This is a genomic window from Burkholderia sp. HI2500, from assembly GCF_002223055.1.
Taxonomy (GTDB): Bacteria; Pseudomonadota; Gammaproteobacteria; order Burkholderiales; family Burkholderiaceae; genus Burkholderia.
This window is the reverse complement of record NZ_NKFL01000005.1, coordinates 529163-543515: the sequence shown is the minus strand read 5'-3', so window position 1 is coordinate 543515 and position 14353 is coordinate 529163. Positions and strand designations below refer to the sequence as shown.

The 14353-nt window shown below is 65.9% G+C and carries 12 protein-coding genes; all 12 read left to right on the top strand.

What is annotated here, in order from left to right:
* Nucleotides 1-73 precede the first annotated feature (73 nt).
* Nucleotides 74-700, top strand: coding sequence for a ubiquinone biosynthesis accessory factor UbiJ (locus CFB45_RS15400; protein WP_069248831.1), 627 nt, complete (start codon nt 74-76; stop codon nt 698-700).
* 13 nt (nt 701-713) lie between these two features.
* Nucleotides 714-2291, top strand: coding sequence for a ubiquinone biosynthesis regulatory protein kinase UbiB (gene ubiB, locus CFB45_RS15395; RefSeq protein ID WP_089426306.1), 1578 nt, complete (start codon nt 714-716; stop codon nt 2289-2291).
* Nucleotides 2292-2308: 17 nt separating this feature from the next.
* Entirely contained in the window at nt 2309-2935 is a 627-nt protein-coding gene (locus CFB45_RS15390; RefSeq protein WP_089426305.1) for an SAM-dependent methyltransferase, read from the top strand.
* Between the two features lie 95 nt (nt 2936-3030).
* Nucleotides 3031-3378: an FmdB family zinc ribbon protein gene (locus CFB45_RS15385; RefSeq protein ID WP_089426304.1), complete on the top strand. Its 348-nt coding sequence runs from the start codon at nt 3031-3033 to the stop codon at nt 3376-3378.
* Nucleotides 3379-3439: 61 nt separating this feature from the next.
* Nucleotides 3440-4090: a DUF502 domain-containing protein gene (locus tag CFB45_RS15380; protein WP_069248829.1), complete on the top strand. Its 651-nt coding sequence runs from the start codon at nt 3440-3442 to the stop codon at nt 4088-4090.
* A gap of 67 nt (nt 4091-4157) precedes the next feature.
* Nucleotides 4158-5960, top strand: coding sequence for an aspartate--tRNA ligase (aspS, locus tag CFB45_RS15375; RefSeq protein ID WP_059820390.1), 1803 nt, complete (start codon nt 4158-4160; stop codon nt 5958-5960).
* 159 nt (nt 5961-6119) lie between these two features.
* Nucleotides 6120-6614 carry a dihydroneopterin triphosphate diphosphatase gene (gene nudB / locus CFB45_RS15370; RefSeq protein ID WP_089426303.1) on the top strand — a complete coding sequence of 165 codons (495 nt, stop codon included), beginning with the start codon at nt 6120-6122 and terminating at the stop codon, nt 6612-6614.
* Nucleotides 6611-7885, top strand: a complete 1275-nt coding sequence (clsB, locus tag CFB45_RS15365) for a cardiolipin synthase ClsB (protein ID WP_089426302.1) — start codon at nt 6611-6613, stop codon at nt 7883-7885. Before nudB ends, clsB begins: the two co-directional genes overlap by 4 nt.
* A 201-nt stretch (nt 7886-8086) precedes the next feature.
* Nucleotides 8087-8686 carry a TetR/AcrR family transcriptional regulator gene (locus CFB45_RS15360; RefSeq protein WP_006751498.1) on the top strand — a complete coding sequence of 200 codons (600 nt, stop codon included), beginning with the start codon at nt 8087-8089 and terminating at the stop codon, nt 8684-8686.
* Between the two features lie 58 nt (nt 8687-8744).
* On the top strand, nt 8745-10532 hold the full coding sequence (locus CFB45_RS15355; RefSeq protein WP_089426301.1) for an acyl-CoA dehydrogenase C-terminal domain-containing protein: 1788 nt from the start codon (nt 8745-8747) through the stop codon (nt 10530-10532).
* Nucleotides 10533-10645: 113 nt separating this feature from the next.
* Entirely contained in the window at nt 10646-13081 is a 2436-nt protein-coding gene (locus CFB45_RS15350; protein ID WP_089426300.1) for a 3-hydroxyacyl-CoA dehydrogenase/enoyl-CoA hydratase family protein, read from the top strand.
* 27 nt (nt 13082-13108) lie between these two features.
* Nucleotides 13109-14308 (top strand): acetyl-CoA C-acyltransferase, encoded by a 1200-nt coding sequence (locus tag CFB45_RS15345; RefSeq protein WP_039360089.1) that lies wholly within the window; start codon nt 13109-13111, stop codon nt 14306-14308.
* The last annotated feature ends 45 nt before the right edge of the window (nt 14309-14353 follow it).

Below are 14353 nucleotides of genomic sequence, written 5' to 3'. Positions count from 1 at the left end.
GCCGACGATCCGACGTTACAATAGAAACCCGCGTGGGCGCCCGGCCTGCGCGGGTTTTTTCTTTCCCAGCCCGATGACCTTTGCCGCCAAGCCTTTTGCTGCTGCTGTCAATCACCTGCTCGCCCGCGAATCGTGGGCGCGCGACCGCCTGATTCCCTATTCGGGCAAGACTGCCCGGATCGACGTGCCCCCGGTGACGCTGACGCTGTTGGTGCAGCCCGACGGCTATCTGTCGGCCGTCGACGCGCACGATGCGCAACAGGTCGACGTGTCGATCGCGCTTGCCGGCGACACGGTCGCCGCGTTCCTGCAGGGCGGCCAGGCGGCCGTGATGAAGCACGTGAAGATCGAGGGCGACGCGGAGTTCGCCACGCAGATCGCGAAGCTGGCCGAGCACCTGCGCTGGGAACCTGAAGAAGATCTCGCGAAGCTGGTCGGCGACGCGGCGGCATACCGGATCGCGACGGTCGTGCGCGACGCCGGCGCGCGCGCGCGCCGCACCGGCCGCAACGTGCTCGATTCCGTCGCCGAATACTGGCTCGACGAGAACCCGCAAGTCGTCCGGCGCGCGTCGCTCGGCGGCTTCGATGCCGAACTGGCGCGCGCACGCGATGCGCTTGCACGGGTCGAAAAGCGGGTCGAGCGACTCGAACAAAAAATCGGCGCGCGCACGGGTTCCGGCCCGCGCGGCGCGCACTGAGGGGCCGCAGGGCATGCGCATTTTCCGTTTCATCAAGATTGTCTACACCGTCATCCGCTTTGGCCTCGACGAAGTGATGCTGTCCCGGATCGACGACCGGCGCGTGAAGCTGCTGTTGCGGATCACGACGATCGGCCGCCGCTATTCCGATCCGCCTGCCGTGCGGCTGCGTCACGCGCTCGAAAGCCTCGGCCCGATCTTCGTGAAGTTCGGCCAGGTGCTGTCGACGCGCCGCGACCTGCTGTCGGTCGATTTCGCGAATGAACTCGCGAAGCTGCAGGACCAGGTGCCGCCGTTCGATTCGGCGGTCGCGATCGGGATCATCGAGAAGTCGCTCGGTGCGCCGGTCGACGAGCTGTTCGACGAATTCGAGCGCGAGCCGGTCGCGAGCGCGTCGATCGCGCAGGTGCATTTCGCGAAGCTCAAGCAGGGCCAGCACGCGGGCAAGGCCGTCGCCGTCAAGGTGCTGCGCCCGAACATGCTGTCCGTGATCGATTCCGACCTCGCGCTGATGCGCGACATCGCGATCTGGACCGAGCGCATGTGGGCCGACGGCCGGCGCCTGAAGCCGCGCGAGGTCGTCGCCGAATTCGACAAGTATCTGCACGACGAGCTCGACCTGATGCGCGAGGCAGCCAACGGCAGCCAGCTGCGCCGCAACTTCGCGGGCCTCGACCTGCTGCTCGTGCCCGAAATGTTCTGGGATTTCTCGACGTCGCAGGTGCTCGTGATGGAGCGCATGACCGGCGTGCCGATCAGCCAGGTCGAGACGCTGCGTTCGGCCGGCGTCGATATCAAGAAGCTCGCGCGCGAAGGCGTCGAGATCTTCTTCACGCAGGTGTTCCGCGACGGCTTCTTCCACGCGGACATGCACCCGGGCAACATCCAGGTGAGCCTCGATCCGAATACGTTCGGCCGCTACGTCGCGCTCGATTTCGGGATCGTCGGCGCGCTGTCCGATTTCGACAAGAACTACCTCGCGCAGAACTTCCTCGCGTTCTTCAAGCGCGACTACCACCGCGTCGCGACGCTTCACCTCGAGTCGGGCTGGGTGCCGCCCGAAACGCGCGTCGAGGAACTCGAAAGCGCAATCCGCGCGGTATGCGAGCCGTATTTCGACCGCGCGCTGAAGGACATCTCGCTGGGCCAGGTGCTGATGCGGCTGTTCTCGACGTCGCGCCGCTTCAACGTCGAGATCCAGCCGCAGCTCGTGCTGCTGCAGAAGACGATGCTGAACGTCGAGGGCCTCGGCCGTTCGCTCGACCCCGAGCTCGACCTGTGGAAGACCGCGAAGCCGTACCTCGAGCGCTGGATGACCGAGCAGATCGGCCTGCGCGGCTGGTACGAGCGCTTCAAGGTCGAGGCACCGCAGTGGAGCAAGACGCTGCCGCAACTGCCGCGCCTGATCCATCACGCGATGGCCGCGCGCCATGACGCGCCGCGTGCCGCGAGCGAAGACCTGATGCGCCAGATCCTCGTCGAGCAGAAGCGGACGAACCGGCTGATGCAGGCGCTGCTGATCTTCGGCCTCGCGGTCGGCGTCGGGGCGCTCGTCGCGCGCGTGCTGCTGGCGCTCGCGTACGGCACATGACCGAAAGGAGCAGGGCGATGTCCGATCCGAAGCAACCCGCTATACCGTCAGCCGCCGATTTCACGACGCGCGACCCTGGCAACGCATCGTTCTGGGACGAGCGTTTCGAGCGTGGTGTGACGCCGTGGGAATTCGGTGGCGTGCCCGAGGGTTTCAGTGTGTTCGCGCATCGGCTCGAGCCGTGCGCGGTGCTGATTCCCGGCTGCGGCAGTGCGCAGGAAGCCGGGTGGCTGGCCGAAGCCGGCTGGCCCGTGCGTGCGATCGATTTCGCCGCGCAGGCGGTGGCGGCCGCGAAGGCGCAGCTCGGCGCGCATGCGGACGTCGTCGAGCAGGCCGATTTCTTTGCGTACCGGCCGCCGTTCGACGTGCAGTGGGTGTACGAGCGCGCGTTTCTGTGCGCGCTGCCGCCGGCCATGCGTGCCGGCTATGCGGCGCGCATGGCCGAGCTGCTGCCCGTGGACGGATTGCTGGCCGGCTATTTCTTCCTGATGGCGAAACCGAAGGGGCCGCCGTTCGGAATCGAGCGTGCCGAACTCGATGCGCTGCTCACGCCGCACTTCGAGCTGATCGAGGATTTGCCCGTGACCGATTCGCTCGCGGTGTTCGAAGGACACGAGCGCTGGCTCACGTGGCGTCGCCGCTGATGCGCGCGTGTCGCGGCCGTTGCCGGAGCGCGGCAGGGTTTCGGCTATAATTCAAGGTTTTGCAAGCCGTTTCCAGTTTCCGCGGGAAAAATATCATGCCGATCTACGCCTATCGATGCGAAGCGTGTGGTTTCGCGAAGGACGTGCTCCAGAAGATGAGCGACGCGCCGCTGTCGCAGTGTCCGGAATGCGGGAAGGATGCATTTCGCAAGCAGGTCACCGCCGCGGGCTTCCAGCTGAAGGGTTCGGGTTGGTATGTCACCGATTTCCGTGGCGGTTCGGGCGGCACCAGCGCACCGGCGACGGCGTCGGGCGATGCAGCCCCGGCTGCATCGACGGAAGCCGCGCCCGCCGCGGCCGCGCCGGCTGCATCGAGCAGTTCCGAAAGCACGACGACGAGCGCGGCGCCCGCCCCGGCTGCAGCGCCCGCCGCCAGCAGTTGACCGTCGCGGCCCGGCCGGGCTGCGACCAACCCGCGCCGCCGGCGCGGTTCATTGACGGCAGATGATGAAAAAGACGACCCTGAAATCGGTGTTTCTGACCGGCCTGCTGGTTCTCGTCCCGCTCGCGATCACGCTGTGGGTGCTTGGTCTCATCATCGGCACGATGGACCAGACGCTGCTCCTGCTGCCCGAATCGTGGCAGCCCGAGCGGATGCTCGGCTTCCATCTGCCGGGGATCGGCGCGGTGCTGACGCTCGCGTTCATCTTCGTCGTCGGGCTGGCCACGCAGAACTTCATCGGCCAGAAGCTCGTCACGTGGTGGAACGCCGTGGTGCGTCACATCCCGGTCGTCGGGCCGATCTACACGAGCGTCAAGCAGGTGTCGGACACGCTGCTGTCGAGCAGCGGCAACGCGTTCCGCAAGGCGCTGCTGATCGAATACCCGCGCCGCGGCTCGTATACGATCGCGTTTCTGACCGGCACGCCGGGCGGCGACGTGCTCAATCATCTGACGGAAGAATACGTGAGCGTCTATATCCCGACGACGCCGAACCCGACGTCGGGCTTCTTCCTGATGCTGCCGAAGAGCGAAGTCATCGAACTCGACATGTCGGTCGATGCCGCGCTCAAGTACATCGTCTCGATGGGCGTGGTGGCACCCCCGGCGCCGGCTCCGGCGCCTGCACGCCGCCCCGTCGAGCCGCCGCTGTAAGTAAAGAATCATCGCCCGGGCCGCGCGTTGCGGCGCCCGTTGATCAAACCGAACGAAAGCAAACATCATGTCGATGCGTACTGAATACTGCGGTCTCGTGACCGAACACCTGCTGGGCCAAACCGTGTCGCTGTGCGGCTGGGTGCAGCGCCGCCGCGATCACGGCGGTGTGATCTTCATCGACCTGCGCGATCGTGAAGGCCTCGTGCAGGTGGTGTGCGACCCGGATCGCGCGGAAATGTTCGCGACCGCCGAAGGCGTGCGCAACGAGTTCTGCGTGCAGATCAAGGGCCTCGTGCGCAACCGTCCGGACGGCACGGTCAACGCCGGCCTGAAGAGCGGCAAGATCGAGGTGCTGTGCCACGAACTGAACGTGCTGAACGCGTCGGTCACGCCGCCGTTCCAGCTCGACGACGACAACCTGTCGGAAACGACGCGTCTCACGCACCGCGTGCTCGACTTGCGCCGCCCGCAGATGCAGCACAACCTGCGTCTGCGCTACCGCGTGGCGATCGAAGCGCGCAAGTACCTCGACGAGCAGGGCTTCATCGACATCGAAACGCCGATGCTGACGAAGAGCACGCCGGAAGGCGCGCGCGACTACCTCGTGCCGTCGCGCGTGAACGCGGGCCAGTTCTTCGCGCTGCCGCAGTCGCCGCAGCTGTTCAAGCAGCTGCTGATGGTCGCGAACTTCGACCGTTACTACCAGATCACCAAGTGCTTCCGCGACGAAGACCTCCGTGCCGACCGTCAGCCGGAATTCACGCAGATCGACTGCGAAACGTCGTTCCTCGGCGAGCAGGAAATCCGTGACCTGTTCGAAGACATGATCCGTCACATCTTCAAGACGACGATCGACGTCGAGCTCGACGCGAAATTCCCGGTGATGCCGTACTCGGAAGCGATGGCGCGTTTCGGTTCGGACAAGCCGGACCTGCGCGTGCAGCTCGAATTCACCGAGCTGACCGACGCGATGAAGGACGTCGACTTCAAGGTGTTCAGCACGCCGGCCAACGCGAAGGACGGCCGTGTCGCGGCACTGCGCGTGCCGAAGGGCGGCGAGCTGTCGCGTGGCGACATCGACGGCTACACCGAATTCGTGCGCATCTACGGCGCGAAGGGCCTCGCATGGATCAAGGTCAACGAGAAGGCGAAGGGCCGTGACGGCCTGCAGAGCCCGATCGTCAAGAACCTGCACGACGCATCGATCGCGGCGATCCTCGAGCGCACCGGCGCGGAAGACGGCGACATCATCTTCTTTGCGGCCGACCGCGCGAAGGTCGTCAACGACAGCCTCGGCGCGCTGCGCCTGAAGATCGGCCATTCGGAATTCGGCAAGGCGAACGGCCTCGTCCAGGCCGGCTGGAAGCCGCTGTGGGTCGTCGACTTCCCGATGTTCGAATACGACGACGAAGATGCACGCTACGTCGCGGCTCACCACCCGTTCACCAGCCCGAAGGACGAGCATCTCGAGTACCTCGAGACGGATCCGGGCCGTTGCCTCGCGAAGGCCTACGACATGGTGCTGAACGGCTGGGAAATCGGCGGCGGCTCGGTGCGTATCCACCGCGAGGAAGTGCAGAGCAAGGTGTTCCGCGCGCTGAAGATCGGTGCGGAAGAAGCGCAGCTCAAGTTCGGCTTCCTGCTGGACGCGCTGCAGTACGGCGCGCCGCCGCACGGCGGTATCGCATTCGGTCTCGACCGCATCGTCACGATGATGGCCGGCGCCGATTCGATCCGCGACGTGATCGCGTTCCCGAAGACGCAGCGTGCGCAGGATCTGCTCACGCAGGCGCCGAGCCCGGTCGACGAGCGTCAGCTGCGCGAACTGCACATCCGTCTGCGTCAGCCGGAACAGCCGAAGGCGTAACGCGCCTCGTACCCGGTCGTGTGTGCGTTCGCGCGCACACGGCGCACATGAAAAAGGCGCAGCGATGCGCCTTTTTCGTTTTTTGCGGTACAGTCGCAGCACTTGCCGCCCGTTCGGAGCATTTGCCCGGCGCGCGACCCTGTGCTGCATGAAACAAAGATGACGAAGCCGCCGAAAATCCCCGAATCCGTTCTTGTCGTGATCTACACGCCCGACCTCGATGTGCTCGTGATCAAGCGTGCCGACCAGCCTGATTTCTGGCAATCGGTGACCGGCTCGAAGGACGCGCTCGACGAGCCGCTCGCGCTCACCGCCGCGCGCGAAGTGGTCGAAGAGACCGGCATCGCAGTCGGCACGCCGGACGTGCCGGCGAGCGCGCTCGTCGACTGGCGCCACAAGATCGAATACACGATCTATCCGCAATACCTGCACCGCTACGCCCCGGGCGTCACGCGCAACGTCGAGCACTGGTTCGGCCTGTGCGTGCCGCATCGCGTCGACGTGACGCTGTCGCCGCGCGAGCATGTCGACCATGCGTGGCTGCCGTTCCGCGAGGCGGCCGCGCGCTGCTTCTCGCCGTCGAACGCCGAGGCGATCCTGCAACTGCCCGCGCGCGTGGCACTGTCGCGCGCGCCGCACGGCTCGTCCGCATGACGGCGGAAGCCCGCAAGCGCTTCGCGCAATTGCGGCAGATGTTCCTGCAGGAACGCGGTTCCGCGTCGCGGCTCGCCTTCACGTCGGGCAATACCGTGCGATTGTGCGAGACCGGCGGCGAGTTCTTCCGGGCGCTGATCGAGCGGATCGATGCCGCCCGCGAGCAGGTGATGCTCGAAACCTACATCTTCTGCGACGACGCGGCCGGCCGGCCGGTGTCGGATGCACTGATCCGCGCGGCGCAGCGCGGCGTGCGCGTGCGCGTGATCACCGACGGCATCGGCACCGCGCGCCTGCCGTTGTTCGACACGTGGGTGGCAGCCGGCGTCGAGCACTGCATCTACAACCGTTACCTGTTCGGCCGCTTCGGCTTCTCGCGCACGCATCGCAAGCTCGCGGTGATCGATCACGTGGTCGCGTTCTGCGGCGGCATCAACATCGTCGACGACTACACGCAGGGCAGCGCGACGCTGCCGTTCCCGCGCTGGGATTTCGCGGTCGAGATGGCCGGGCCCGCGGTGTCCGACGTGCGCGCCGCGTTCGAGTTGCAGTGGCACCGGATCCAGTTCGGCCACAAGCCGTACGCGCAGTACGCGGCCGGGCTGCACGGCGGCGAAGCGTTCCCCGACATGTTCCGGCGCTGGATGCGCAGCCATCGATGGATCAAGGCCGGCGCACTGCGGGTCGTGACCGAGCCGAGCGTCGCGTTCGTCGCGCGCGACAACGTCGTGAACCGCCGCGCGATCGAGAAGGCGTATCTCGCGGCGATCGGCCAGGCGCGCCAGCGGATCCTGCTCGCGAATCCGTATTTCATGCCGGGCCGCAAGCTGCGCCGCGCGTTGACGGGCGCGGCCCGCCGCGGCGTCGACGTGCAGGTGCTGATCGGTCGCAAGGAATTCACGGCGCTCGATACGGCCGTGCCGTTCCTGTATCACTCGCTGTTGCGGGCGGGCGTGCGCGTTGCCGAATACGACAAGACGATCCTGCACGGCAAGGTCGCCGTGATCGACGATAACTGGGCGACGGTCGGCTCGTCGAACCTGGACGCGCTGAGCCTTATGCTGAACAATGAAGCGAACGTCGTGCTGGTGCGCTACGATGCAGTGACGAACCAGTTGCGCGACGCGATCGCGACCGCGTTCGCCGAAGGCCGGGAGATCGATGCCGCGCGCTACGCCGCGCGCCCGCGCATCGAGCGGCTGCTGAACTGGCTTGCGTACAACACGTACCGCCTCGTGATGAAGGCGCTGACGGTCGGCGGTTACGACTGAACGCAGACTAAGTATTCGCTTCAAAAAATCTGTCCGCACGTTCGTGCGGAAAAGCCGCTCCGGTCCCGCCGGAATCGCGCAAAATAGCGGCTCGGTTAGACACCGGTTTCTAATAATTTCCTTGTTTCGCGAGCGGCCGCACTCAATAATAGTACGGCCGTTCGATTTTATTCGAACCCCCGAACGGTTACAGAAATAGCTATGCGAAAAGGCGAACAGACGCGTGCCGCGATACTTGAAGCTGCTTTGGACCTCGCCAGCCGTGACGGGCTGGAGGGGCTGACGATCGGCCTGCTGGCCGAGCGCATGCAGATGAGCAAGAGCGGTGTGTTCGCGCACTTCGGATCGCGTGAGGACCTGCAGGTCGAGGTCGTCCGCGAGTATCACCATCGTTTCGAAAACGAGGTGTTCTTTCCGAGCCTGCGCGAGCCGCGAGGCTTGCCGCGCCTTCGGGCGATGCTGGCCCGCTGGACGGAGAAGCGCATCCAGGAGGTGACGACCGGATGCATCTACATCAGCGGTGCGGTCGAGTACGACGACCGGCCTGACAGCCCCGTGCGCGAGCAGTTGATCGCAAGCGTGACGGCCTGGCGTGCCGCGATGCTGCGTGCCATTTCGCAGGCGAAGGAAGAAGGCCATCTGCGTGCGGATACGGATCCGGACCTGATGCTCTTCGAGTTGTACAGCTTCACGCTCGGCCTGCATCACGACGCCCGCTTCCTGCATTCGCCGGACGCCGTGCGCCTCACGTGGGCCGCGCTGGAAAAGACGATTGTTTCGTATCAGAGCGAGAGCCGTTAGCGGCGCGTGATCCGCCCGCCAGGAGCTCGAGCCGTTTTGCCCACCTTTGGAGAGAGTCATGGGACAGTACGCCGCGCCGCTGCGCGACATGCAATTCGTGTTGCACGAGCTTCTGAACGTCGAAGCCGAAGTCAAGCAAATGCCCAAGCATGCGGACCTCGACGCCGACACGATCAACCAGGTCCTCGAGGAAGCGGGCAAGTTCTGCTCCGAGGTGCTGTTCCCGCTGAACCAGGTCGGCGATCGCGAAGGCTGCACGTATGAAGGCGACGGCGTCGTGAAGACCCCGACCGGCTTCAAGGAAGCCTACCAGCAGTACGTCGAGGCCGGCTGGCCGGCGCTCGGCTGCGATCCGGACTACGGCGGCCAGGGCCTGCCCGCGTTCGTGAACAACGCGCTCTACGAAATGCTGAACTCGGCGAACCAGGCCTGGACGATGTATCCGGGCCTGTCGCACGGCGCCTACGAGTGCCTGCACGCACACGGCGCACCGGAACTGCAGCAGCGCTACCTGCCGAAGCTCGTGACGGGCGAATGGACGGGCACGATGTGTCTGACCGAGCCGCACTGCGGCACCGACCTCGGCATCCTGCGCACCAAGGCCGAACCCAACGGCGACGGCTCGTACTCGATCAGCGGCACGAAGATCTTCATCTCGAGCGGCGAGCACGACATGTCGAAGAACATCATCCACCTCGTGCTCGCGCGCCTGCCGGACGCGCCGCAGGGCACCAAGGGGATCTCGCTGTTCATCGTGCCGAAGTTCATCCCCGACGCAGCAGGCGAGCCGGGCGAGCGCAACGGCATCAAGTGCGGCTCGATCGAGCACAAGATGGGCATCCACGGCAACTCGACGTGCGTGATGAACCTCGACGGCGCGACGGGCTGGATGGTCGGCGAGCCGAACAAGGGCTTGAACGCGATGTTCGTGATGATGAATGCCGCCCGCCTTGGCGTCGGCATGCAGGGCCTCGGCCTCACGGAAGTCGCGTACCAGAACTCGCTCACCTATGCGAAGGAGCGCCTGCAGATGCGCTCGCTGACGGGCCCGAAGGCACCGGACAAGCCGGCCGACCCGATCATCGTGCACCCGGACGTGCGCCGCATGCTGCTCACGCAGAAGGCCTACGCCGAAGGCGCGCGCGCATTCACGTACTGGTCCGCGCTGCAGATCGACAAGGAACTGTCGCACGGTGACGAAGCGGTGCGCAAGGAAGCGGCCGACCTCGTCGCGCTGCTCACGCCGATCATCAAGGCGTTCCTGACCGACAACGCGTTCGAGTCGACCAACCACGCGATGCAGATCTACGGCGGCCACGGCTTCATCTCCGAGTGGGGCATGGAGCAGTACGTGCGCGACGCGCGGATCAACATGATCTACGAAGGCACGAACTCGATCCAGTCGCTCGACCTGCTGGGCCGCAAGGTGCTCGGCGACATGGGCGCGAAGCTGAAGAAGTTCGGCAAGCTCGTCACGGAATTCGCGGAAGCCGAAGGCGTGAAGCCGGAAATGGCCGAGTTCATCAACCCGCTCGCCGACATCGGCGACAAGGTGCAGAAGCTGACGATGGAAATCGGCATGAAGGCGATGCAGAACCCGGACGAAGTCGGCGCTGCCGCCGTGCCGTACCTGCGCACCGTCGGCCACCTGGTGTTCTCGTACTTCTGGGCGCGCATGGCGCGCCTCGCACTCGACAAGGAAGCGTCGGGCGATCCGTTCTACAAGTCGAAGCTCGCGACCGCCCGCTTCTACTTCGCGCGCCTGCTGCCCGAGACGGCGTCGACGATCCGCGCGGCACGCGCCGGTTCGAAGACGCTGATGGAAGTCGACGAATCGCTGTTCTGACGCGAGTCCGGGCGGGGCGCGAGGCGCGCCGCCCGAACGCAACGGTTCCTGGTACTCACTTCTCCGTGCAGCCCTCACATTCCGCGCTGCACGACACTATCCGGAGACATCCCGTGAGCAATTTCCTGATTCGCAAGGTCGCCGTGCTGGGCGCCGGCGTGATGGGCGCGCAGATCGCCGCGCACCTCATCAACGCGCGCGTGCCGGTGCTGCTGTTCGACCTGCCGGCCAAGGAAGGCCCGAAAAACGCGATCGCGCTGAAGGCGATCGAGAACCTGAAGAAGCTGTCGCCCGCGCCGTTCGGCGTGAAGGACGACGCGAAGTACCTCGAGGCAGCGAACTACGAAGACGACATCGCGAAGCTCGCCGAATGCGACGTCGTGATCGAGGCGATCGCCGAGCGGATGGACTGGAAGCACGACCTGTACAAGAAGGTCGCGCCGCACATCGCGCCGAACGCGATCTTCGCGACCAACACGTCGGGCCTGTCGATCACGAAGCTGTCCGAAGGGTTCTCGGACGAGCTGAAGTCGCGCTTCTGCGGCGTGCACTTCTTCAACCCGCCGCGCTACATGCACCTCGTCGAGCTGATCCCGACCGCGCATACGCGCCCGGAGATCCTCGACCAGCTCGAAACCTTCCTGACGAGCATCGTCGGCAAGGGCGTCGTGCGCGCGAAGGACACGCCGAACTTCATCGCGAACCGCGTCGGCATCTTCTCGATCCTGGCCGTGATCACCGAGGCCGCGAAGTTCGGCCTGCGCTTCGACGAAGTCGACGACCTGACGGGCAGCCGCCTCGGCCGCGCGAAGTCGGCGACGTTCCGCACCGCGGATGTGGTCGGCCTCGACACGATGGCGCACGTGATCAAGACGATGCAGGACAACCTCGCCGACGATCCGTTCTTCCCGGTCTACCAGACGCCTGCCGTGCTCGCCGAACTGGTGAAGCAGGGCGCGCTCGGCCAGAAGACGGGCGGCGGCTTCTACAAGAAGGAAGGCAAGGCGATCAAGGTGCTCGACGCGAAGACGGGCACCTACGTGGATTCGGGCGCGAAGGCGGACGAAACCGTCGGCCGCATCCTGAAGCGTCCGCCGGCGGAACGCCTGAAGCTGCTGCGTGAAACGGACCATCCGCACGCGCAGTTCCTGTGGTCGATCTTCCGCGACGTGTTCCACTACATCGGCGTGCATCTCGAATCGATCGCCGACAACGCGCGCGACGTCGACCTCGCGATCCGCTGGGGCTTCGGCTGGAACGAAGGCCCGTTCGAAGGCTGGCAGGCCGCCGGCTGGAAGCAGGTCGCCGAGTGGGTGCAGGAAGACATCGCGGCCGGCAAGGCGCTCGCGAACGTGCCGCTGCCGTCGTGGGTGCTCGAAGGCGCGGTGGCGGAAAAGGGCGGCGTGCACACGGCCGAAGGTTCGTGGGCGCCGGCAGCGAAGCGCTTCGTGCCGCGTTCGGACCTCGCGGTCTACGACAAGCAGGTATTCCGCGCGCCGCTGCTCGGCGAAGCCGGTGCCGATCCGAAGACGTACGGCAAGACGCTGTTCGAGACCGATGCCGTGCGTGCATGGGTCGACGACCGTGCGGGTGAAGACGACGTCGTGATCGTGTCGTTCAAGTCGAAGATGAACACGATCGGACCGAGCGTGATCGACGGCCTCGTGCAGGCCATCGAACTCGCGGAGAAGGACTACAAGGGCGTCGTGATCTGGCAGCCGACGTCGCTGAAGCTCGGCACGCCGGGCGGCCCGTTCTCGGCCGGTGCAAACCTCGAAGAGGCGATGCCCGCGTTCATGATGGGCGGCGCGAAGGGCATCGAGCCGTTCGTGAAGAAGTTCCAGGAAGGCATGCTGCGCGTGAAGTACGCGAACGTGCCGGTCGTTGCAGCCGTGTCGGGCATCGCGCTCGGCGGCGGGTGCGAGCTGATGCTGCACAGCGCGAAGCGCGTCGTGCACGTCGAGAGCTACATCGGTCTCGTCGAAGTGGGCGTCGGCCTCGTGCCGGCGGGCGGCGGCCTGAAGGAAGCCGCGCTGCGCGCAGCGGATGCCGCAACGGCCGCGAACGCGACCACCGACATCCTGAAGTTCGTCACGAAGTCGTTCGAGAGCGCGGCGATGGCGAAGGTGTCGGCGTCCGCGCACGATGCCCGTGCGATGGGCTACGTGAAGCCGTCCGACACGATCATCTTCAACGTGTTCGAACTGCTCGACACCGCGAAGAAGGAAGCGCGCGCGCTGGCCGCAACCGGCTACCGCGCACCGCTGCGCGCGAAGGACGTGCCGGTCGCCGGCCGTTCGGCGATCGCGACGATCAAGGCATCGCTCGTCAACATGCGTGACGGCCGCTTCATCAGCGATCACGACTACCTGATCGCGAGCCGCATCGCCGAAGCCGTGTGCGGCGGCGACGTCGAAGCCGGCAGCCTGGTCGACGAGCAGTGGCTGCTCGCGCTGGAGCGCCGTGCGTTCGTCGAGCTGCTCGGCACGCAGAAGACGCAGGAACGGATCATGGGCATGTTGCAGACCGGCAAGCCGGTGCGTAACTGAGCGAGCGGATAAGGCAAGGAGTCTCAAATGAGCAAACAATTGCAAGACGCATACATCGTCGCCGCCAGCCGCACGCCGATCGGCAAGGCCCCGCGCGGTGTCTTCAAGAACACGCGCCCGGACGAGCTGCTGGTCCACGCGCTGAAGTCGGCGGTGGCGCAGGTGCCCGGCTTCGACACGAAGCTGATCGAAGACGCGATCATCGGCTGTGCGATTCCGGAAGCCGAGCAGGGCCTGAACGTCGCGCGCATGGGCGCGCTGCTCGCAGGCCTGCCGCAGACGGTCGGCGGCGTGACGGTCAACCGCTTCTGCGCGTCGGGCATCACGGCGCTGGCGATGGCGGCCGACCGCATCCGCGTCGGCGAATCGGACGCGATCTTCGCGGGCGGCTGCGAATCGATGAGCATGGTGCCGATGATGGGCAACAAGCCGTCGATGTCGCCGCACATCTTCGATCGCAACGAAGACTTCGGCATCGCGTACGGGATGGGCCTGACGGCCGAGCGCGTCGCGGAGCAGTGGAAAGTGAGCCGCGAAGACCAGGACGCATTCTCGGTCGAGTCGCACCGCAAGGCGCTTGCCGCCCAGCAGGCCGGCGAGTTCAACGACGAGATCGCCGCGTACACGATCACCGAGCGTTTCCCGAACCTCGCGACCGGTGAAGTCGACGTGAAGACGCGCGAGATCAAGCTCGACGAAGGTCCGCGTGCGGATACGTCGATCGAAGGCCTCGCGAAGCTGCGCACGGTGTTCGCGAACAAGGGGTCGGTCACGGCCGGCAACAGCTCGCAGACGTCGGATGGCGCGGGCGCGCTGCTCGTCGTGTCGGAGAAGGTGCTCAAGGAATTCAACCTGACGCCGCTCGCACGCTTCGTGAGCTTCGCGGTGCGTGGCGTGCCGCCGGAAATCATGGGCATCGGCCCGAAGGAAGCGATTCCGGCCGCGCTGAAGGCTGCCGGCCTGAAGCAGGACGATCTCGACTGGATCGAGCTGAACGAAGCGTTCGCCGCGCAATCGCTGGCGGTGATGCGCGATCTCGGCCTCGACCCGTCGAAGGTCAACCCGATGGGCGGCGCGATCGCACTCGGCCACCCGCTCGGCGCGACCGGCGCGATCCGCGCGGCGACCGTCGTGCACGGCCTGCGTCGCCGCAACCTGAAGTACGGGATGGTCACGATGTGCGTCGGCACCGGCATGGGCGCCGCGGGCATCATCGAACGCCTGTAAGCGGAGCACGACGACAAGCTACGACGGTGCGCGGGCCACGAGCTC